The following is a 22,269-nucleotide window of genomic DNA, read 5'->3' as shown; positions in this document are numbered from 1 at the left end:
ACTGAATACTTCTACTGTTCATCAATATAAGGCAATCTCAGGCATATTTCATTAACTAATTCAGCTTGTTTCAGCTTTTGGTATTAAGGTATGAGGTTGTTTGCGCGCAATTCATAGGCACTTCACCTTGTGTAACTTGGGTGGCGATCTTTGCCATGTTATAGTGGCCCTTTCGCAATGGCTTTTGTCCCAATCTCAGCTAACAACAAAACAGCATCTGATATTGTGGAGAGGAGCCCGACTATAGGAGGTAATTTTGGAAACTGGCACTATGATCTCTCTTGCCATGTATTTCATCGCCATGTTGGGTATTGGACTGTACGCGTATCGTAAGTCTACCAGCGATGTGTCGGGTTATATGTTAGGTGGAAGAAGCCTTCCACCCAGTGTCGCGGCCCTGTCTGCGGGTGCCTCGGATATGAGTGGTTGGATCCTGATGGGTCTGCCCGGCGCCATGTTTGTAAGCGGTTTTAGCAGTACCTGGATTGCCATAGGCCTGTTGATTGGCGCATTTTTAAATTACTTGCTGGTGGCACCGCGTTTACGTGTGTATACCGAGCTGGCGAACGACGCGATAACCATTCCGGACTATTTTGCCAATCGCTTTGAAGATAAAGGCAATGCGTTGCGTATTGTATCCGCGTTGGTGATCATTGTTTTCTTCACGTTGTACACCTCTGCTGGTGTGGTTTCAGGCGGTAAGCTGTTTGAAAACTCCTTTGGTATGAGTTACGAAGCCGGTTTGTATATCACGACTGGCGTGGTTGTTTTGTATACTTTGTTTGGCGGGTTTCTGGCGGTTAGCCTGACTGACTTTGTGCAGGGGTGTATTATGTTCCTGGCGCTAATTCTAGTGCCTGCGGTGACTTATTCTTTACTGGATAACCCGCTGAGCGTTACGCTTAATGAAATCAACCCACAGTTACTGACCTGGATTGGCGCAGGTGGCGCAATCGGTATCGTTTCTGCCATGTCCTGGGGGTTGGGTTATTTCGGGCAGCCACACATTATCGTGCGCTTTATGTCAGTGCGCAGCGTTAAAGATATGCCAACGGCGCGTCGCATTGGCATGAGCTGGATGCTGGTGGCTACTTTAGGTGCCATCACAACGGGCCTGTTTGGTGCAGCGTATGCCCACGAAAAGGGCATTGTGGTTGAAGATCCCGAAACCATTTTCCTGATCTTATCTGAATTGCTCTTCCACCCGCTGATTGCTGGTTTCTTACTGGCTGCGATTCTGGCGGCGATTATGAGTACCATTTCGTCTCAGCTGCTGGTGAGCTCCAGTTCATTGACTGAAGACTTCTATAAGATCTTCCTGCGCAAAGAGGCGTCAGATAAAGAGCTTGTGCTGGTAGGGCGGATCAGCGTGGCGCTGGTTTCCATGTTTGCAATCTATCTTGCATACGACAGAGACAGCACCATTTTAAGCCTGGTGAGTAATGCGTGGGCTGGTTTTGGTGCCGCATTCGGTCCTCTGGTACTGCTTAGCTTATTCTGGAAGCGTATGAACTTTGCAGGCGCATTGTCGGGCATGATAGTGGGCGCAGCAACCGTATTGTTCTGGATCTATGGCCCGGTAACGGTAGATGGCCAACCGCTTAGTGCGCTTATCTACGAAATCGTACCTGGGTTTATTGCTTCAGCCATCGCGATTGTTGCCGTGAGCCTGGCGACATCCGAGCCCCGTGCTGAGATCACAAACAAGTTCGAAGAAATGCAAAAAGCACTTTAAAGTGTTGCATCGACTTCAATAGCCGCAGCGTTTTAGCTGCGGCTTTTTTGTATTTGATTTCTGACACAGACGGATTTTTCTACCATTCAGCCAGAAAATCTGACAGTTGAGCAGATTTATAGTCTCGCCAGTTTTGACCAGGTACAGTTTTCGCATGTCCGATTTGTCGTATTGTTGTTCCAATTTTTCTAATTTTCCTTATGATGGACACTATCGTGATCCGGTCAGTGGTAGGCTTGTTGGCCAATGTCATGGTGCAGGAGATCATCCGCAATAATGTGAATTTAAAGCAATTAATGCTTGTTACTATATGTCAATGAGGTTAACATGTACGCAACCTTTTGTGGGTGGTCCTTTTAAATATCAAAGAAGGACGGAAATTATTATGAAGTTTTTTATAAAACGCTTAAATAACAAACCAAAAATGAACCAGCTAGACAGCTCTCTGAATTTAACTGTAGAAAGTGTACGCCTGGTAGCTGGTGGGACTGGTGGTGGAAATGGTGCACAACCAAAAATGCAGCGTTTTTCCCCTGAAGCTAAAACGGTATTTTTTGGCGGGTAAATAGTAGGATTTTTGCCGAGCATGAATGAGTTTTTTATAGTTACTGGGTGGGTAATAACAGCGTTAGAACTATTCGTTGTTTTGTTCCTGCTTTATTGTTTTAAGCAGCACCGCTTTGATCTGTTTTTTGGGGGCAAAAAGACCCTGAAAAAACAAAGTGACCATGAGCTGCATTCATGCTTTCTATCTTCTCTTGCAGTGCTTGTGTTTTACACCTCCAGCTCTAGCTTAGGGGCATACATTTTAGGCCTTCCATTCGAGTCGGTGCAAATGCGTCAAGTTTATTATTTTGCTTTGGTGTGCACAGGAGCTGGATTTATAACAGTTTTATACCTCTTACATGCCATTCGAGGGTGCTGTTTTTCTGCAACTACAAGGATTGTAGCCTACATTGCACTTGCGGTAATGTTAATGAATTTTAGCCAGTTGGTTTTACGAGGCTACTTAAATAATGACATCTTGTTTGATATCTACGGGCCATTTGTAGTGATGTGCAACGTTGGTACATTTTTTATTTTAGCTAAGTATCCATTCTATAGAATAATGGAATCTAAACTTGCCAAAGGAGAGATATGATATGGAACTCATCTTAATAGGTAGTATGTTAATTGTTGTGGCGTTGATTTTTATTCTGGCCATGATTGTGAGGGGGCTTCGACTTCAGCCTGTTGAGCAACGTGTTAAAAATTTGGTCAAGGTTGCAAAAGACAATGACGAAGAAGTCGAAGACAAGTACAGTGAAGCCTATGAAATTGTGATGGAGTTTGGCGACTTGCTTGCTGCTGAAAAGAACCTTGAACAATATTACGGTGTTAAAGATATTTACGACCGCGTTGAAGAATTCAGAGCGGAGAACAATCAGGCCGTTGATAAAGGCAAAGTCATCCTGAAGGTGGTTAAATAGGCCTGTTACGCCGCGCGCTTTCCCATGGTTGTTTTACACGTATTTCCAGTGGTATTCGCCACGGTATCAGGCGCTCTCGATTGCTGATAGGCGAGTAAATCTCGTGCTCACACCTTGGCGCAATCATTAACCCATATTGTTAGACCAATTTCACTTAATACCTGTTCTATTTGAAGGATCAAATATGACGCTAATAGCGTTAACAGTTTCTCATTTAGAACCTTAGACATAGGTTCACAAATTTTTTGCCTGCCTATATGGATGTAGATGCCTCAGCGATAGCAGGGCGCGGGAGCGGTGTTATCGACCCTATTTTCTCTCCTCAAAATAGAGCACTTAATCAAGCAAATTGGTATTACTCTTTAGTCCCACTAAATTCTGAACCCATTCAATAAATTTTACGGCGTTGTGCGTTCTGAATCGCGATTTATTGGGGATGTAGTAACACAATGACGAAGCAATGCTTCTTCCTCCTACTGGAGTTAACTGGCCGGCTGAACACATACCACGGACCAGTACCTCTGAGCAAAACACCAATGCGTTTTCTATCACTGCCTGCTGTATACCAAACAACTCCTGATCAAACTCTCGGATAACAAAGTCTTCCTTATTCAGCTCGTTGTGTGCCAGCCAGTCATCCAGTGGTGGTGAGCACAGTGCGCGGTTTTTCCAACGTGTTGTATAGATTACTGGTCGGTCCGCTGAGTTTTGTAATGCTCCGAGCGCTTTGTTTCCGAACAGATTATATTGTTCCTCGCTCAGGCGATCTTCGAGCGGGACATCTTTTATATTGCCCAGCCTTACAGGGATTGAATTGGGCAGATTGTCCGTCAGCTCTCCGCTTGAAACCTGCATCGAGATGTCCGGGTAACGTGCTGAGAATGCGCCTTGTGCAGGCAATAGCACCAGCGCCGCAAATGAAGAAGTGGTGCTCACCTGGACGACTTCATTGAGTTGCTGAATGTCTGCCAGCGCACTTTCAATTGTTGCAAAGCCCTCGGAAGTCGCATTGGCCAGCAACAAGCCTGTTTCTGTGAGTAGGACCTTTCTGGGCAAGCGTTGAAATAAACGCACATTGAGGCGGTCTTCAAGCTTACTGATATGATGAGAAATCGCTGTAGGCGTCAAAGAGAGCTCTTCTGCGGCGCGTTTGAAGCTGCCATGACGTGCTGCAGCGTCGAACGCCCTGAGTGCCTGTAACGAAACAGATAGTGCCATGGTAGTCATCCAATCAAAAAATATATAGATGATTTTAACTCATCTATAGGTGCAAGAGTATCGTTTGTTCAGTTGATTGCCTTAACGCACACTATGACGCGTTCAGTAATTAAAAAGGTAATTAGCATGAGTACAATTTTGCACATAGATTCAAGCGTCAGAGCGATTGACAATGAAAACCCCTCACATAATTCACTGTCAAAGCAGATTGCCCAACAGTTTGTTAAAAGCTGGCAGAAAACCTCTTCAATAGATGAATATATCTATCGTGATGTGGGATCTCATCCTCCACACTTTATCACTCAGGATTGGATTGGGGCTGTATTCACCCCGGAAGGTAAAAGAACTCGGGAGCAGAGGCAGCTATTGGCCTTATCCGATACGCTGATCGATGAGCTGACTCGCGCTGATATTATTGTTATTTCAACACCTATGTACAATTATGGTATGCCAGCACAACTCAAGGCCTGGTTTGATCAGATTGTTCGGGTTAACAAAACATTTGATTTTGATCTCAAGCGAGGAGACTTTCCGTTAGCGCCATTATTGTCTGGCAAGACACTGGTTGCCATAGCCTCATGTGGCGAATTTGGCTTCGAGGAGCCCGAGATCAGAGCTAAGAGTAATCATCTGATGCCACATTTACGCACGTTAAGTCGTTATCTTGGAGTTGAAACTATGCATGAAATAGTGAGTGAATATCAGGAGTTTGCCGATGACAGGCATCAGGCGTCGCTCACACAGGCTTTTGAGCAAGCGCAAAGCCTGGCAGTTGCACTGGCACGGAGTCAGCAAGTGCAACACACCGATGTACAGTTTGTATGAGCGTGATCACTTAGATTGACCCGTCAAACTACAAAAGTGGTCGCTTTGGGTTACTTTTGTTTTATTCAATAACGCGCTTTGTTAAGCCCGTCTTTTTTCATTGTGTGCGACCGAACTCTGCTGGAGGATGGGTTTCAGGTCGCGCAAAATAATATGGCCATAATCCTGATATCCTGCCTGCGTGCCAGGTGTAAACCACTTCATATGGGAAATAAACTCAAGGGAATTGGCAATGCTGGTGATCAGGCTTTGTTCCATGTCAGAGTGGTAAGCCATCGGCGGCTCTACAGGGGCTGGAGGCGTATGGGTCACGTTTTGATGCTCTCCGGTCAGCAGCCATAATGCACTGTCTTTAGTCACCGGATGTAAAAAGAATTTGCTTACTACCGACAGGGTAGGTTCCCTAACATCTTTCTCATACTTTCGATACGAAGCAGTGGGAATATCCAGCATTTCTGAAAAGCCAACCTGAGAATAACCCAAGTTGATACGTAACTGTTTTAATCTTGTAGCAAAAGTATTTGACATATGACCCAATCCGGTTAATTATTTATCCACCTGACCCGTTCAGACTACATGACTCTCAGTCAAATGTCTAACCGGGACGAAAAATTAAACACTTGGCCGGAACGCTCTCCGGGTAGGTGTAGGCTCAGACCTGTGTTTAGACGTTTGTAAATTTCATGGCTTTAAACACGTTGCTTTAGGTTTGTAAGACACTGTGATTGATAATAAGCGGATATGTTATGACTACTGTTAAAAGAAATGAATCTGTGCGTAAAGCACACACCATAGCAGCCAGGAAGCAAATTCAAACTGCTATTCGTCGCCTACGTAGAGAAATGAACTTAACTCAGGCTGAGTTAGGTAAAAAGCTTGTTACGCCTGTTGATCAGGCAACCATCTCTAACTGGGAGTGCGGTAAGTCTGACTTATCTGCCTGTCAATTACTGGATATTATGATGATTTTTGGCCAGCCAAACTTTATGAGCTTGCTGGAGCAGGGAGCGCAAAGCGACCTGGTCGACGAAAAGCAGTCGGCCTAACGCAATTATTCACTGACAGCTCCTCTGTCAGATAAGCCTCCTAGCTAACATATCGTGTTGTCTGGGCACGCTCGTGCCCGCTACTCTTTTTTATTCGTCTAATTGCTGATCTTGTACTAGCTTTCCATTGGGAGCGAGAGTCCTGACTCATGCGATTCTTATCTGGTCAATGGCCAAAGTGCACTGTTTTTAAAAAGAGCAGGCTCTTCTGCTGGTGGTCCCGCCTCGTCACGCCCAACATACCTGTATTGCTTTTTCTATGGTGCGCTGGGTGCAATTAAGCAAGTATAAGGAACCATTTTATGTCGTCAGTTAAATCGAAGTTAGGGTTTGATCAGAACCAACGTAAGATTATTATTGGGGAACAGCAGGACTCTGAACTAGGGCCGTTATGCCACCTCCCTGGCACCTGGAAAAACATAGGTAATCTTGAAGGCCATGGCTGGAATATGATTGCTTTGCCTTTTGCCGCGGGCGATCTGGATTATCGGCTGCTCATGAATCAGTATGACGAAGAGCTGACTTTCAGCTTGGTGGACAAAGGCGTGCCAAACCGGGGTATTCCGGAAGATCAATCTGTCGCTACGCTCGACTACACCCAAATCATTAACCAGATTGCTGCGCAAGACTATCCACATTCCGGGCTTGAGGGTAAACCTGGCCTGGCAATTCACCATGAACCTGGTCTGTGGTTGCATATGCGTGATCAGTTAACCGATGATCTGGATATCGCCCGGCTGTCCAGTATTCCCCATGGCGATGCGGTGATCGCATTGGGTAAGAGTGCACATTCTCAGTCTGGCTTTGAGATCCCTGCACTGAATGGCTTACCTATAGGCGTATCGGGCGATATAGACACCAACCCCTATCTGGCACCTTATAAACACTTCAGAGATCAGCCTTTTGAAGGCCTGTTTGATCCTACCCAGGCAAATGCTCTGCTGCAAAAAGCGATTGCTCCTTTACTCAGCGCTGGCAAAGTGAAAAATACCACTAAGCTGGAAGTACGTACAACCGCGGCGTCGGGCTCTGTAAACAATATTCCGTTTGTCACACGCCAGGCGAATGCCGCTGAAGTACATTCCACATTTTTGATCTACGAATTAACGGAGACTGACCAAAACGGCAATCCAAAGCTTTGGTTACAATATTCTCAGAACGTGATCCTGGACTTTTTCAATCGTAAGGACAGACCAGGCGAATTAATTCGCTGGCCACACATCAGCATCAACACGCTGGAAAAAGTCGACACCTGATAGTCGCAGTCGCTGCTGCTTACTTTTTTGTTTGCAGCAGTGGTGTTTTCTCGCCATGTTGTGGGGTCATTTGGATTTTACGTGTAAAACGAGGGGGCACCGACCCATTGCATCTTGCAATTTAACTAATAAGGGAACACACTAGGTGTAAATAATTAACAATAAAGCCACAAGCTAATGGCGCGATTTGCGCCTCAAGCAACACGTCGGTTAGAATTAACATGTTTACACTGGTCATATTATCTTTGGGTTGCCTTCATGGTCTGTATCTCAGTTACGAGCTGATACGGAAGAATACGGCGAATGATGCAAACAGGATGCTTGCTTTGTGTATTCAGTGCTTTGTTGCACTGTTGTTTTTTATACTGCTTGATGAAAGTGGGGCGTTTTACTATTTGCCTCATCTGATTGGATTTCAGGAGCCTCTGACTTTTCTGTTGGCACCGTGTTTTTATTACTACGTACTCAGATTAACATCGCCCGCCTATATTCCGTTTAATCGCGTTCATTTACTCCCGTTTGTTCTGGCGCTGCTCTGTGCCATTCCTTTCTTTTTGCTTGATGCACGCAGCAAATGGCAGTTTTTGTACGGCGATATGTATGCCCCTGACCTGCCATCCTGGTATCTGGCAGGGTTTGAAAATGTCTTTATATTTGGCGCTATGTTGCAGGTTGCAGTGTATCTGATATTTGCGTGGCGCAGGCTCAATGCCTACCAGATCCTGTCAGCCAATAACTTTTCATCCCTTGAACTGATCAACCTGAACTGGCTAAGACGCTTACTCATGATGTTGTTATCGCTTTATGGGCTGTGGTTCATCGATGAAGCGATAGAAGTGAATGCTATGGCGTGTATTGATCACGACAGTGGGTTTGGCTGTAAGTATGACTGGTTGATTGGCGAGCGCTGGTTCTTTTTCTCTGAGTTGGGCGTGGTCATTGTTTTTTATTTGATGAGTTATTACGGCTTGCGTCAGCCAGAAATATTTATCCAGAGTAATCAATATGTTGAACTGGATAAGTCGAACAGTGAAAAGTACTTAAATTCAGCACTGTCAGAATCACTGGCTGTGCAGCTTTGTGATCTAATTGAAGAGCAGGTGCAGGACGAAAAGCTGTATCTTAAAGCGGATTTAACGCTGCACGACCTGGCCTGTGCATGTGGTCATTCCCGGCACCACGTTTCCCAGGCGATTAATCAAAGTAAAAACATGAGTTTTTTTGATTTTATCAATCAACTCAGAGTGATGCATGCCCAGCAGCTGCTGTTGTCCCAGCCAGACAGAAGTATTCTGGATATCTCTTTGGACAGTGGGTTTAACTCCCGCTCTGCGTTTTATGGGGCATTCAAACGTTATACCGAGTTAACACCAGGCGCTTATCGAAAACAAAGTAAAATATTGGCAGAAAATATGTCCTGATCAGTCGGTCAGGACGACAAGCAGCCCTCGCTGCGCAAGGATGTCATTGTTATTTCAATGGAGAAAACAACAATGACAAGACAAATACCCGTTCAGCAGGACAGGCTTTTACGACCGCGGCCATTGCCTTTTTTACTGCCCGGTGCGCCATCAGATCATGGCACTCACCCCGAACAAGCAAAAAATATAACTCAGGTGACTGGCAAGTATCTGGCGCAAGCATCAGGATCACCGATTGTTCTGTTGATTTGTGCCTTTTTAAATACCGCTGTGGTACATGCCAATGCTACACCGTCTGATCTGGAGCGCATAACGGTCACCGGCAGCCAGTATACGTTAGCCACCCGGCACAATACGCACTTCCTCTCCAAAGAGCGTATTGAGTCAATGCCGCACATTGCTGATGATATTTTTCGACTGATGCCTGCTTTACCGGGTGTTGCCGCAGGTGATTATTCTGCTAACTTTTTTGTGCGCGGTGGGCATTCGGATGAAGTTCTCGTGTTACTGGATGGTCAGCAGCTTTACCGGCCTTTTCATATGAAAAGCTTCAATAGTGCGTTTAGCATTGTCGACACGGACAATGTAGGCGCGATGGACTTTTCCAGTGGCGGATTTACGGCGCGTTATGGCAATAAAATGAGCGGTGTCATGGCGATAGAAAGCCTCTATGACATGCCCCAATACAAACATAGTCTGGGTGTAAGCTTCATTAATGCCAGAGCCGGGTCGCAGGGCACATTTGACGATGATAAAGGCACCTGGCTGGTATCAGTCAGACGTGGTTATCTTGATCTGGTACTGGATGCGGTAGAAGATGAATCGAACAAATTTGAGCCCATTTATGCGGATTTATTTGCGAAGGTCAGTTATGAGCTGACGGATACCCAGTCTTTGTCAGGACACTTTCTTTATGCCTGGGACGATGAAATACTTGATGACACCTTTACTGAATGGGATGGAGTCCGGGAATATCAGGTGAAGGAAAAGGTCAGTGGCGAGTACAGCAGCGCCTACGCGTGGGCGGTCCTGCACTCAGACTGGCGTGAGGATCTGAGCAGCCAGACGTTATTGTCAGTCGCCAGAGTCGAGGAAGACCGTAGCGGCGGTCAATACGACCCGACCGAAGTGTGGCTTACCCTGGACGATAACAAGTTCTTTTATGCCTACTCACTGAAACAAGACTGGCAATGGCGTGTTAGTGACAGTCATTATCTGGAGTCGGGTTTTGAAGCCAAATACCTGGATGCAGAGTATGATTACTGGCTGGAAGCCTGGTATCAGGTGAACTATGACGGTGAAGACTATCGTCAGCAAAAAACACAGCTAACTGCATCCGGTAATGTGTTTGGTGCCTATATCAGTGATCGTTGGCGACTTAACCCTGACTGGGTAGCTGAGCTGGGTTTGCGCTGGGATCAGCAGGATTATTATGGGTTTACCAAAGCGCAATGGAGCCCGCGAGTTGCGCTCTTGTATCAGCCAGCCGACGAACAGCGGGTTTCCCTGAGCGCCGGAGATTATTACCAGCCTGAGGATATTCTCAGCTTGCAGGTCGCTGATGGCACCACTGAGTTTCATGGCGTAGAGAAAGCGCGTCATGTCATTCTATCTTATCAGCATGCGCTGAGCCCGGCTTTTCAATGGCGCGCTGAAGCGTATCTGAAAAAACTGTCACAGCTGCGGCCCTGGTATGAGAATGCGTTTGATCTTTATGAATTCTTACCAGAAGGGCAGGCCGACAGGTATCGGGTTGCCCCGGACTCAGCCAGAGTTAAAGGCGTTGAGCTGAGTTTTCAGCATCACATTACTTCTCAATGGCAGTGGCAGGCGAGTTACAGTTGGTCTAACGCACAGGACAGCATTAGCGGACGCTGGTATCCGCGTAGCTGGGATCAAAGGCATGCTGTCAAGCTGACGAGTCGTTATCAGTTCGATAATGGCTGGCAGATCAGTGGGCTGGTGTATTTTCATTCCGGCTGGCCTATGACTGGCGAGTCAGGCCGTTTGGTAAAAAATACGCCCAATGGCGGTTACGAAATCCAGCGTAGTCTCAATGAGCGTAACCAGCTTAAACTGGGTAACTACAAACGTATAGATATGAGAATTCATAAAATCTATCCATTATCAAACAGTGGGTTAACTGTTTTCTTTGAAGTTTCTAATTTACTGAACTTTGACAATGAATGTTGTATAGATAGAACCAGCTACTCAGTAGATAGACAGGGAAAGTTACGTAAAAAAGAAGAGCGCGGGCACTGGTTGCCGATTATTCCGTCGTTCGGAGTGAAGTGGGCATTCTGACTTTTGGTGAGATAAAGCCCGGTTTTTACACCGGGCTTAAATCAGACGGTGGATCAGTCCTGAACTGAGCGAAGCAGGGCGTTGATCCCTACTTTTTCACGCGTTTGCTGGTCCACTTTCTTAACTATGATCGCCGCATACAGGCTGTGAGTACCATCTTTGCTTGGTAATGAACCTGGGACGACAACGGCACCTGCTGGAACTCGGCCGTAGTGGATCTCGCCGGTTTCGCGGTCATAGATACGCGTACTTTGTGAAATGTACACACCCATTGAAATTACCGCGCCTTCTTCAACAATGACCCCTTCAACAATTTCAGAGCGGGCACCGATGAAGCAGTTATCTTCGATAATGGTTGGGTTGGCTTGTAATGGCTCCAGTACACCGCCGATACCTACACCGCCAGAGAGGTGTACATTTTTACCGATCTGAGCACATGAACCGACTGTGGCCCAGGTATCAACCATAGTGCCTTCGTCGACATAAGCGCCAATGTTGACATAAGACGGCATCAAAACCACATTTTTGCCGATGAAGCTACCCTGACGTGCAACGGCGTTGGGGACCACACGCATGCCACCTTGCTGAAACTGCTCTGGTGTATAGTCGCTAAACTTTAGCGGGACTTTATCGAAAAACTGGTTTACCCCGTCATGCATAGGCTGGTTATCGCGAATACGGAATGACAGCAGAACCGCCTTTTTCAGCCACTGGTGCACAACCCACTCGCCACTGACTTTTTCAGCAACGCGTGCTGCGCCTGAGTCCAGTAAAGCCAGCGCATCAATGATGGCATTTTTTACCTGAGGTGACACATCACTGGGTGTGATGGTATCGCGTTGTTCCCAGGCTTGTTCAATTGTGGTTTTTAAATCCGACATAGTGTCCTCATTTATTCAGATTCTGCATTGAGTTTTTTCATCAGTGAGCGATGTAACGATGCTTTGGCATCTTCACTGAGACGTTGATAATCTTTGTCCGAGACCACAAAGAAATCCTCCGCGCGTTCGCCCACTGTGGTAATACGTGCGGCGTGAATATGCAGTGAATGGACTTGAAAAACTTCGGCTATTTTAGTCAATAAGCCTGGAATATCCACTGCCTGGATCTCTATTAGGTTTCGGTCACTGCGGGCGTGGGGACGTACCACGACCTTAGGTTTAATATTAAAGTCTTTAAAACGTTGCGAGCGGTTTTTCTTCAGCCGGATTTTCTTCTTCGGATCTGTGAGGATCACTTCCAGGCTGCGCCGCAAAGCTTTGGCGCGGGTACCGCTGATGGGGCGACCATCTACTTCTAGTATGACAAAGCTAAAGACCACATAACCGTCTTTAGTTGTCAGTACCTGAGCATGCTGGATCTGGGCCTTTTTGGAACCAATTACTGCCACCAGTTTGGCAAACAAACTGGCTTCATAAGGCGCGTAAACAAAAACCTGGGTTCCGCCATGCATCGGCTGTTCTGAGACAACCACGCAGGGCTTGCTCAGGTCATCTCGGCCGAGTAGATATTCAGTTTGCCAGGAAATTTGTTGTTCGCTGAATGCGGTAAAGTAGTTGGCTTTAAAGCGCGCCCAGATCATGTCAATCAGGTCTTCGCGATAGTCTTTATTGATCAGCCGCTGTTTTGCCTGTTGTTTCTTATCGCGGATCTGATCACGCATATCCATGGGATTTTCCAGACCCAGACGCAATGCTCGCTGCGTGAGCAAGTAAAGCTCCCGCAACAGGGTGTTTTTCCAGTCATTCCACAAGTTATCATTGGTTGCACGAATATCGGCAACGGTCAGACAATAGAGATAGTCGAGCTGGCGTTCATTCTTAATGCGCGAGGCAAATTCGTTGATCACTTCCGGATCATTGATGTCTTTACGCTGCGCGGTGACCGACATCAACAGGTGATTCTCGACTAACCAGGCAACAAGCTTGCAGTCGGATGAAGAGAACCCATGCATTTGTGCAAACGCAGATGCATCAACGGCCCCCAGCTCAGAGTGATCGCCACCCCGGCCTTTGGCAATATCATGGAAAATGCCTGCCAGATACAGCAACTCAGGTTTATCCATGCGCGTGACGATTTCAGTACACAGCGGAAATTCGCCCTGGTGCTCATGACTAAAATAGCGATAAATATTGTTGATGAGCTTGTGTGTGTGCTCATCAACGGTATAGGCATGAAATAAATCGAATTGCATCTGCCCGAAGATATTTCGCCATTGTGGCAAGTAGGCTGCAATGATCCCATGTTTGTGCATCAGGGTAAACGCGCGGCCCATGCCGTTGGGGTGTTTAAGCAGCCGCATTAATGCATCGCGGCAAGCGGCATAATCTTGCAAATCACCCAACAGGCGGCGTCTTACCTGGCGCACAGTGCGAATGGTGCTGGGATCGATGTCGGTAATTTCCGGGTTATCGGCAATATGTTCAAACAATAAAATGAGATTTTCCCGGCGAAAGAACACTGAAGGATTCTTCACCCGAATTTTATTGCCAACACGCTCAAAGTGGTTATCGAGCGGTATCACGGTTTGTTCGCTTTGATCTGGTAAAATGCTCTGCTCAAAATACGCCAGTAGCATCTGGTTCATTTCGCGCACACGACTCATGATCCGGAACAGACGTTTCATCATGCGTTCAACGGAAGCCTTGCCCTCGGAACCAAATCCTAACAGCTCAGCGGCATGAGGCTGGTAATCAAACAGCAAGCGATTTTCACTGCGTCCGGCTGCCAGATGGAGTGCAAAGCGGATATTCCAGAGGTTTTCCAGGCATTCCAGCAGTTCCTGATACTCCTCGTGAGTCAGATAACCATGACTAATCAGCTCTTCGAGTGTTTCTGCATGAAAGTGTTTTTTAGCGACCCAGAAGATGGTCTGGAGATCGCGCAGGCCACCCGGATTTTCTTTGATATTCGGCTCAAGGTTATAGGCGGTACCGTGACACTTTCTGCGACGTAGTCGTTGCTCTTTGACCTTGGCGATAAAGAATTCATCTGATTGCCAGATGGGCGTCTCAACAATGTGACTTTTGAGGCGTTCAAACTCAACATGATTGCCGCAAATTAATCGGCTCTCAAGCAGGCTGGTGGTGAAGTGTACGTCTTCACGTTTTTGTTCGAGTACCTGCTCGTGGGTTCGGACACTGTGACCAATATCCAGGTTGAGGTCCCATAACAAGGTCATGAATGACTCGAGAGACTCTGTCAGTTCAGGTCCGGGTTCTTGTTTGCACAGCAGCAGAAAGTCAATGTCGGAATATGGATGTAATTCTCCACGACCATATCCGCCAACCCCTATTAGAGCCAAATCCGGGAATTGGGCCAGCCCGGTGTCGGAGTATAACTTAATCAATAAGCGGTCAATAAACTCGGCCCGGGCATTGATCAGCTGTCTGACGGGTTGCTTAGAAAACTGGTTGTTCAGCCACTTGTAAAAATAGGTCTGACAGTTTTTGTAATCGTTCAAGGTTTGCGCTTCGTCGAGAAGCGTTTTTACTTTGTTTGGTAGTGCCACCTGGGCTCCCTATGTTGCGCGCAAAACTCACAGCTCAGTTTTACACTAAGTGACAAAAAAATGCGAGGTTGTGATTGGCGAAGGGCGTTTAACTGGATGAAAAGGCAGCATAGTGGATTAATGACAACGCCACCGCAAAGGTGGCGTCGTTTTGGAGTGATTAAGCGCTGTGCTCAATTACTCGCTCAATGGTGTCGTCGCTGCGTAATGTCAGGATCTCTACACCGTTTTCTGTGACCAGCAGCGTGTGCTCCCATTGCGCAGATAAGCTGCGGTCTTTGGTCACAACAGTCCAGTCGTCTTTCAGTAACTTACAGTGGCGTTTTCCGGCATTGACCATAGGTTCAATGGTCAGACACATACCTGCTTCAAGCGCTTCTCCGGTGCCTGCTTTACCATAGTGGACGATTTGCGGTTCTTCGTGGAATTCCGCACCAATGCCATGGCCACAATATTCACGGACGATAGAGTAATTAAAGCCTTCCGCATATTTTTGGATAGCAGCGCCGATGTCGCCAATGCGTACGCCAGGTCTAACCATACGAATACCAATGTACAGCGCTTCTTGAGTGACTTCGCTCAGACGCTTACCCTGAATACTCGGTTTGCCAACGAAAAACATTTTTGAGGTATCGCCATGATAACCATCTTTGATAACCGTCACATCAATGTTGATGATGTCGCCATCTTTGAGTGGCTTGTCGTTTGGAATACCATGACAAATTACGTGGTTTACTGAGGTACAGATCGACTTCGGGAAACCGTGGTAGTTAAGAGGGGCAGGGACGGCTTGCTGCACATCTACAATGTAGTTATGACAAATGGTGTTTAGCTCATCGGTCGTCACCCCTGGTTTGACATAAGGTTCAATCATTTCCAAGACTTCAGCGGCTAACTTACCGGCAACACGCATCTTTTCGATTTCTTCAGGGGTTTTGATCACTGCACTCATTGAGACTCCAAGTCATAGTTTCGACGCAACAACACCGGGCTAGTTTATGAACGATTTTTAGCCCAAACGTTGAGTTAATTTCTTTTATATGGTATAAAGCGCGCCGTCTTTTTACAAATAAATCTTTTCGCCTTTCTGGTGGTCCAATTGACCACTGAATGATGCAAGACGGTTTTTTGTAACGAAGACAACACGAAATTTAATTTTAACACACACACATATCGACACATACACTTGGGTGCAGGCGAGGGGCAAATAACCGGGTTACCGGATTACCGAACTTGTTGGTGTTATGGGATATGTGGAGGCCTAACCCTACTTAATTTAGAGGAAAATACAAATGGCAAACGTTTCAATGCGCGATATGCTTCAAGCTGGTGTTCACTTTGGTCACCAGGCTCGTTACTGGAACCCTAAGATGAAGCCTTTCATCTTCGGCGCTCGTAACCGTGTTCATATCATCAACCTTGAAAAGACAGTTCCTATGTTCAACGATGCACTTAAGTTCCTTTCGAACGTTGCATCTAACAAAGGTAAAATCCTTTTCGTTGGTACTAAGCGCGCTGCAAGCGAAGCAGTTAAAGAAGCAGCTATTCAAAGCGAGCAGTTCTACGTAAATCACCGTTGGTTGGGTGGTATGTTGACTAACTGGAAAACAGTTCGTCAATCAATCAAGCGTCTTAAAGACCTTGAGACTCAAAGCCAAGACGGTACTTTCGAGAAGCTGACTAAAAAAGAAGCTTTGATGAAAACTCGCGAAATGGAAAAGCTTGAGAAGAGCCTTGGTGGTATCAAAGATATGGGCGGTCTTCCAGACGCTATCTTCATCATCGATGCTGACCACGAGCACATCGCTATCCGTGAAGCAAACAACCTGGGCATTCCAGTAGTATCTGTTGTTGATACTAACTCTAACCCAGACGGCGTTGACTTCATCATCCCAGGTAACGATGACGCGATCCGCGCTATCCAGCTTTACACTGGTGCTGTAGCGACTGCTATCACTGAAGGTCGTGAAAGCAACATCGTTGCTCAAGCTGAAAGCGACGACTTCGTAGAAGCTGAGTAATTGATTGCATACCGCGCCACTGGCAACGCCTAGTTTGCGGGTGGCCGGTCGCAACGCACTAAGCTGTCATCAAGTCTTCATCTTATTTTTCTGAAGACTTGATATTCTTTACAAGCGGTAATTCGCTTATCAAAAAACCGAATTCAGAATTGAGGATATTCTAATGGCTGTAACTGCTGCCCTAGTTAAAGAACTTCGCGAGCGCACTGGCGCTGGCATGATGGATTGTAAAAAAGCACTAACTGAAACTAACGGTGACATCGATCTAGCTATCGAAAACATGCGTAAGAGCGGTGCTGCTAAAGCGGCTAAAAAAGCTGGTAACATTGCTGCTGAAGGTACAATCCTTATCAAGCAAGGTGAAGGTTTCGCTGCACTTCTTGAAGTTAACTGTCAAACTGACTTCGTTGCTAAAGACGAAAACTTCCTGGGTTTTGCAAACACTGTTCTTGACGCTGCTGCTGAAGCGAAAACAGACATCGAAACTTTGAAAGCTAAGTTCGAAGAAACTCGTGTTGCACTAGTTGCTAAAATCGGTGAAAACATCAACGTACGTCGCGTTGAGTACATCGATGGTGCAAACATCTCTGCTTACCGTCACGGCGACCGTATCGGTGTTGTTGTAACTGGTGAAGCTGACGAAGAAACGCTGAAGCACGTTGCAATGCACGTTGCTGCTTCTAAGCCTGACTACCTAAACCCAGAAGATGTACCTGCTGAGGTTGTAGAGAAAGAAAAAGCGGTTCAGGTTGAAATCGCTATGAACGAAGGCAAGCCTGCTGAAATCGCTGAGAAAATGGTTGTTGGCCGCATGAAGAAGTTCACTGGTGAGATCTCTCTTACTGGTCAGGCTTTCATCATGGAGCCTAAGAAGTCTGTTGGTGAGTACCTGAAAGAAAAAGGTGCTTCTGTTTCTTCATTCATTCGCCTTGAAGTAGGTGAAGGTATCGAGAAGAAAGAAGAAGACTTCGCTGCTGAAGTTGCTGCTCAAATCGCGGCTGCTAAAGGCGAATAATCACGCTTAGGTGATTAAGTGATGCAAAAGCCCCCTCGAGATGAGATTTGCTTTTGCGTCACTGCACAAAATTCTCTAAAATAACCGCGCATTTATGTCTTTCATAAGCGCGGTTATTTTGTATCTCACTTTTAATTTGGCCCGGAAATTATGACTATCAATCGAAAACCTGTTTTTAGACGCGTTCTTCTTAAACTTAGCGGCGAAGCTTTGATGGGAGATGAAGGCTTTGGAATCGATCCTAAAGTATTGGATCGTATGGCCCAAGAAATAAAAGAACTTGTAGAACTCGACGTAGAAGTGGGTTTGGTTATCGGCGGCGGTAACTTCTTACGTGGCGGCTCGTTAGCCGAAGCGGGCATGAATCGCGTAGTGGGCGATCACATGGGAATGCTGGCAACTGTGATGAACGGCCTGGCAATGCGCGATGCGCTGCACAGAGCGTTTGTGAATGCACGCCTGATGTCTGCCATTCCTCTAAATGGTGTTTGTGATGCGTATAACTGGGCAGAAGCAATCAGCTTGCTGAAATCAGGTCGCGTGGTTATCTTCTCTGCGGGTACCGGTAACCCGTTCTTCACAACTGATTCAGCCGCCTGTTTGCGCGGTATTGAAATTGAAGCAGACACGGTTATCAAAGCGACCAAAGTAGACGGCGTATTCAGTGATGACCCAGTGAAAAACCCGGATGCAGAATTACACCGTCACCTGACGTACAATGAAGTGATTGAAAGAGAATTAAAGGTTATGGACCTTGCGGCATTCACGCTGGCCCGTGACCACAACATGCCTTTGAGCGTATTCAACATGAACAAGCCTGGCGCACTAAAGCGGGTTATCATGGGTGAAGAAGAAGGTACGTTAATCAGTACACAACCAGCTGCAGAGTAAGCGCTCTGGCGCATTGGCTGGCTACACCAGCAACTTAACCTGCAAGCTGAGTCCGATTAATACAGTAAAGAATAGGATAGCACTGTGATTGATGATATTAAAAAAGATGCGCAAGAGCGCATGACAAAAAGCGTAGCTGCGCTGGCAAGCCAGCTATCTAAAATCCGTACTGGCCGTGCACACCCGGCATTGCTTGATGGCATTTCTGTGTCTTACTACGGTGCTGACACGCCGCTTAACCAGGTTGCTAACGTGACGGTAGAAGATTCACGTACACTGGCTATCAGCGTATTTGACAAGTCTTTGGCACAAGCGGTAGAAAAAGCGATCATGGCGTCTGATTTGGGTCTTAACCCAATGTCTGCGGGTACGGTTATCCGTGTACCACTTCCTCCGCTGACAGAAGAGCGTCGTAAGGACCTGATCAAAATCGTACGTGGCGAAGTTGAAGGCGGCCGTGTTGCAGTGCGTAACATTCGTCGTGATGCCAACGGTGACGTGAAATCACTGCTGAAGGATAAAGATATTTCTGAGGACGAAGCACGTCAGGCAGAAGACGAGATCCAGAAGCTAACTGATAAGTTTATCAAAGAGATGGACACTCAGCTGAGCGCTAAAGAAGCAGAGCTGATGGAAATCTAAGCAACCACAAATTTATTAGGTTTGCAGCGCCGTCTAAGGTATACTAGACGGCGTTTTTTTTTACTTAAATAGGCATTATGATTTTAACCGCTGACGCAATTTCACAGCAATCTCTGCCCAAACATGTCGCTATCATTATGGATGGAAATGGCCGCTGGGCTCAGGCGCGTAAGCGTCCCCGTGCATATGGACATAAAAAAGGGGTAGATTCAGTTCGCAATGCTGTGCAGTTTTGCTCTAAGCTAGGGATAGAGTCATTGACGTTGTTCGCTTTCAGTAGTGAAAACTGGCGCCGTCCTGAGGACGAAGTCAGCACTTTGATGGAATTATTCCTGTTTGTATTGAGTAAAGAAGTTAAGAAGCTCCATAAGAACAATGTGAAGCTGTCAATCATCGGAGATATCTCGCGCTTCCCAGCCGGGTTGCAGCAAAAAGTGGTCGATGCAGAACAATTGACCGAGCATAACTCAGGATTAAAGTTGAACATTGCGGCCAACTATGGCGGTCGCTGGGATATTATGCAGGCGGCTCAAGCCTTGGCTGAGCAGGTCGCTGAAGGCGCCATCCAGGCGAGCGACATTACAGAAGAGGCGATTTCGTCACAGTTGACGATGGCGGACCAAAGCCCGCTTGATCTATTGATCCGCACCGGTGGAGATTACCGCATCAGTAATTTCTTACTGTGGCAGGCAGCGTATGCTGAGCTCTACTTTACCGAAACATTATGGCCAGACTTTAATGAAGAAGCGTTTTCAGAAGCGCTTGCCTGTTACGTTTCGAGAGAACGACGTTTCGGTTGTACCGGCGAACAAATAAAACAATTACTCGCCGAGAGCAAAACAACAAGTTAAAGGTATAAAATTTGTTAAAACAACGTGTTATGACGTCGGTGGTGCTGGCGCCACTGGCTTTACTATTGGTATTTTTTACACCGCTGAATTTATTTAGTGTGATTGCCGGCGCCATTATCCTGATGGGTGCCTGGGAATGGGCTGCCTTTATTGGCCTCACAAATCGCCTGCACAAAGGCATTTATGTTGTCATGATGGCAGCAGTTCTGGCGGGCCTTCATACCCACTGGCCGATCACAGAGCTTTGGCATCAGGGACGTCTGGTCGCTGATGCAAACTACGTCTTTACCCTTGCCGCTGCCTGGTGGCTGGTTGCAACCGTTCTGGTTATGAATTACCCGCGTATGGCCAAAGCCTGGAATGAAGGCATGATCATGCGTACCATTGCCGGCTTTTTGACCTTAATTCCACTTTGGCTGGCACTGAATGTGCTGCGCAGCGCTGAGTATCATCAGGCAGAGCAATACGGCTCAGTGTTAATCATGGTGGTGCTGGGCATCGTGTGGAGCGCAGACATAGGTGCTTACTTTGCCGGTAAGAATTTTGGCAAACACAAGTTAATGCCGAATGTCAGCCCCAATAAAACCATCGAAGGCTTGATCGGTGGCTTACTGACGTCTGTCGTGTTTGTGGTCATTTTCTGCTACTGCAGTGACGTAGCGCAACATCAGTGGCTATTGTATGCCGGATTAACCGTTGTGATTGCGTTGTTTTCCGCTGTCGGTGATTTGCTGGAGAGCATGTTTAAACGTGAAGCCGGGTTAAAGGACTCAGGTAAATGTCTGCCGGGACACGGCGGTATTCTTGACCGTATCGATAGTTTAACTGCGGCTGCGCCGATTTTTGCCTTGCTTTACGCCTGGACGGTGACACTATGAGTGATAAGCAAAACCTGGTTATTTTAGGGTCAACTGGCTCTATTGGCACATCAACGCTGGATGTTGTCGAGCGAAATAGCACACAGTATCAGGTTTTTGCGCTGGTTGCCGGACGTAATGCACAGCTGGTTATTGAGCAGGCGTTGAAGCATCAGCCTCGCTATGTCGTGATGGGAGCTAAAGACGCAGCCACAGAGGTAAGGGAGGCACTTAACAGCCAACAGACTGAAGTGCTTAGTGGCACTCAGGCCATGTGTGACATCGCCGCTCATACTGACGTAGACATTGTGATGTCGGCCATTGTCGGTGCGGCGGGGTTATTGCCAACACTGGCGGCGGTAGAGCAGGGCAAGAAAGTCCTGCTGGCCAATAAAGAATCTCTGGTCATGTCCGGGCAGTTGTTTATGGACAAAGTAAAGCGCCATGGTGCAACTTTGCTGCCCATTGACAGTGAACACAATGCCATCTTTCAGTGCTTACCTGGTGCCTTACAAAAGGGCGACAGCACGGCACTTGATACTCAAGGGATCCGCAAAATTCTCCTGACAGGCTCCGGCGGACCATTCCTGACACGCGCCATTGATACGCTGGCCGATGTAACCGTTGCTGAGGCCGTCGCACACCCTAACTGGTCAATGGGACAGAAGATCTCTGTAGACTCCGCGACCATGATGAACAAAGGGCTGGAGTTCGTCGAAGCAAAATGGCTGTTTCATTGCCAGGCTGATGACATTGAAGTGGTTATCCATCCACAGAGTATGATCCATTCCATGGTGCAATACATAGACGGCTCTGTGATTGCGCAAATGGGCCAACCAGATATGCGAACTCCCATTGCTTATGGTCTTGCTTACCCAGAACGGATAGAAGCGGGCGTTAAGCCACTCGATTTTGCGGATATTGTCGATTTCACCTTTACCAAACCTGATTTCAATCGCTATCCCAACTTAAAACTGGCAATCGATGCGTGTCGTAGCGGCCAGTCAGCTACAACGACACTGAATGCGGCGAACGAAATTGCCGTTGCGGCCTTTTTGAATGAGCAAATTGGCTTTTGTGATATTTATCGCATAAATGCTGAAGTGCTTGAACGTTGCCACCTCGAACCTTTACACTCTGTGGACGCGATAATGGCACAGGATGCGCAAGCCCGCAGACTTGCCAGGGAACTGATCAGTAAGTAGGA

General features: G+C 46.9%; 21 protein-coding genes. 16 read left to right on the top strand and 5 right to left on the bottom strand.

What is annotated here, in order from left to right; all coding sequences use genetic code 11:
• Positions 1-256 precede the first annotated feature (256 nt).
• The 4 genes from putP (at position 257) to IY568_RS03270 (ending at position 3,204) form a co-directional block, all read left to right on the top strand.
• A complete protein-coding gene (gene putP / locus IY568_RS03285) occupies positions 257-1,735 on the top strand; it encodes a sodium/proline symporter PutP (protein ID WP_125564098.1) in 1,479 nt (492 codons plus the stop codon).
• A 385-nt stretch (positions 1,736-2,120) separates the two neighbouring features.
• Positions 2,121-2,300, top strand: coding sequence for a hypothetical protein (locus IY568_RS03280; RefSeq protein WP_125564096.1), 180 nt, complete (start codon positions 2,121-2,123; stop codon positions 2,298-2,300).
• A 21-nt stretch (positions 2,301-2,321) separates the two neighbouring features.
• Positions 2,322-2,876: a hypothetical protein gene (locus IY568_RS03275; RefSeq protein ID WP_125564094.1), complete on the top strand. Its 555-nt coding sequence runs from the start codon at positions 2,322-2,324 to the stop codon at positions 2,874-2,876.
• Position 2,877: 1 nt separating this feature from the next.
• On the top strand, positions 2,878-3,204 hold the full coding sequence (locus IY568_RS03270; RefSeq protein ID WP_194866778.1) for a hypothetical protein: 327 nt from the start codon (positions 2,878-2,880) through the stop codon (positions 3,202-3,204).
• Positions 3,205-3,540: 336 nt separating this feature from the next.
• Here IY568_RS03270 and IY568_RS03265 read toward each other — a convergent pair whose 3' ends face one another.
• Positions 3,541-4,422, bottom strand: a complete 882-nt coding sequence (locus tag IY568_RS03265; RefSeq protein ID WP_194866777.1) for a LysR family transcriptional regulator — start codon at positions 4,420-4,422, stop codon at positions 3,541-3,543.
• A 126-nt stretch (positions 4,423-4,548) separates the two neighbouring features.
• Here IY568_RS03265 and IY568_RS03260 point away from each other — a divergent pair, with 126 nt between their 5' ends.
• Complete coding sequence (locus tag IY568_RS03260) at positions 4,549-5,247, top strand: FMN-dependent NADH-azoreductase (RefSeq protein WP_138538975.1); 699 nt, start codon at positions 4,549-4,551, stop codon at positions 5,245-5,247.
• A gap of 81 nt (positions 5,248-5,328) precedes the next feature.
• Here the strand turns inward: IY568_RS03260 and IY568_RS03255 are convergent, their stop codons facing one another.
• On the bottom strand, positions 5,329-5,775 hold the full coding sequence (locus tag IY568_RS03255) for a helix-turn-helix transcriptional regulator (protein ID WP_125564086.1): 447 nt from the start codon (positions 5,773-5,775) through the stop codon (positions 5,329-5,331).
• A gap of 218 nt (positions 5,776-5,993) precedes the next feature.
• On the opposite strand from IY568_RS03255, the gene IY568_RS03250 reads away from it, so the two are divergent.
• From IY568_RS03250 to IY568_RS03235, 4 genes are all read left to right on the top strand, one after another.
• A complete protein-coding gene (locus IY568_RS03250; protein WP_049865423.1) occupies positions 5,994-6,293 on the top strand; it encodes a helix-turn-helix domain-containing protein in 300 nt (99 codons plus the stop codon).
• A 302-nt stretch (positions 6,294-6,595) separates the two neighbouring features.
• The gene (locus IY568_RS03245) at positions 6,596-7,549 is read left to right on the top strand and encodes a heme-binding protein (protein WP_194866776.1); all 954 of its coding nucleotides are present in this window, start codon (positions 6,596-6,598) and stop codon (positions 7,547-7,549) included.
• A gap of 221 nt (positions 7,550-7,770) precedes the next feature.
• On the top strand, positions 7,771-8,970 hold the full coding sequence (locus IY568_RS03240) for an AraC family transcriptional regulator (RefSeq protein WP_194866775.1): 1,200 nt from the start codon (positions 7,771-7,773) through the stop codon (positions 8,968-8,970).
• 72 nt (positions 8,971-9,042) lie between these two features.
• Positions 9,043-11,274, top strand: a complete 2,232-nt coding sequence (locus tag IY568_RS03235) for a TonB-dependent receptor plug domain-containing protein (protein WP_194866774.1) — start codon at positions 9,043-9,045, stop codon at positions 11,272-11,274.
• Between the two features lie 53 nt (positions 11,275-11,327).
• On the opposite strand, the gene dapD is transcribed toward IY568_RS03235, so the two are convergent.
• The 3 genes from dapD to map all read right to left on the bottom strand — a co-directional run bounded on the left by dapD (position 11,328) and on the right by map (position 15,737).
• A complete protein-coding gene (dapD, locus tag IY568_RS03230) occupies positions 11,328-12,155 on the bottom strand; it encodes a 2,3,4,5-tetrahydropyridine-2,6-dicarboxylate N-succinyltransferase (RefSeq protein ID WP_125564079.1) in 828 nt (275 codons plus the stop codon).
• Between the two features lie 11 nt (positions 12,156-12,166).
• Positions 12,167-14,785: a [protein-PII] uridylyltransferase gene (gene glnD, locus IY568_RS03225; protein WP_125564077.1), complete on the bottom strand. Its 2,619-nt coding sequence runs from the start codon at positions 14,783-14,785 to the stop codon at positions 12,167-12,169.
• Positions 14,786-14,945: 160 nt separating this feature from the next.
• The gene (map, locus tag IY568_RS03220) at positions 14,946-15,737 is read right to left on the bottom strand and encodes a type I methionyl aminopeptidase (RefSeq protein ID WP_125564076.1); all 792 of its coding nucleotides are present in this window, start codon (positions 15,735-15,737) and stop codon (positions 14,946-14,948) included.
• Positions 15,738-16,077: 340 nt separating this feature from the next.
• Between map and rpsB the strand changes: the two genes are divergently transcribed.
• From rpsB to ispC, 7 genes are all read left to right on the top strand, one after another.
• Positions 16,078-16,806 (top strand): 30S ribosomal protein S2, encoded by a 729-nt coding sequence (gene rpsB / locus IY568_RS03215; protein WP_049866374.1) that lies wholly within the window; start codon positions 16,078-16,080, stop codon positions 16,804-16,806.
• A 163-nt stretch (positions 16,807-16,969) separates the two neighbouring features.
• A complete protein-coding gene (gene tsf / locus IY568_RS03210) occupies positions 16,970-17,821 on the top strand; it encodes a translation elongation factor Ts (protein ID WP_049866373.1) in 852 nt (283 codons plus the stop codon).
• A gap of 150 nt (positions 17,822-17,971) precedes the next feature.
• Positions 17,972-18,712 (top strand): UMP kinase, encoded by a 741-nt coding sequence (gene pyrH, locus IY568_RS03205; protein ID WP_010385750.1) that lies wholly within the window; start codon positions 17,972-17,974, stop codon positions 18,710-18,712.
• 84 nt (positions 18,713-18,796) lie between these two features.
• On the top strand, positions 18,797-19,354 hold the full coding sequence (frr, locus tag IY568_RS03200; protein WP_194866773.1) for a ribosome recycling factor: 558 nt from the start codon (positions 18,797-18,799) through the stop codon (positions 19,352-19,354).
• 77 nt (positions 19,355-19,431) lie between these two features.
• Positions 19,432-20,205 (top strand): isoprenyl transferase, encoded by a 774-nt coding sequence (locus IY568_RS03195; RefSeq protein ID WP_125564074.1) that lies wholly within the window; start codon positions 19,432-19,434, stop codon positions 20,203-20,205.
• 11 nt (positions 20,206-20,216) lie between these two features.
• Positions 20,217-21,083, top strand: coding sequence for a phosphatidate cytidylyltransferase (locus IY568_RS03190; RefSeq protein ID WP_125564073.1), 867 nt, complete (start codon positions 20,217-20,219; stop codon positions 21,081-21,083).
• Positions 21,080-22,267, top strand: a complete 1,188-nt coding sequence (gene ispC, locus IY568_RS03185) for a 1-deoxy-D-xylulose-5-phosphate reductoisomerase (RefSeq protein ID WP_194866772.1) — start codon at positions 21,080-21,082, stop codon at positions 22,265-22,267. Before IY568_RS03190 ends, ispC begins: the two co-directional genes overlap by 4 nt.
• The last annotated feature ends 2 nt before the right edge of the window (positions 22,268-22,269 follow it).

The sequence above is a fragment of the Pseudoalteromonas sp. PPB1 genome (genome assembly GCF_015356275.1).
GTDB classification, from domain to species: Bacteria; Pseudomonadota; Gammaproteobacteria; order Enterobacterales; family Alteromonadaceae; genus Pseudoalteromonas; species Pseudoalteromonas rubra_D.
Note: the sequence above shows the minus strand (reverse complement) of the source record. Positions and strands in the feature narration are given on the sequence as shown.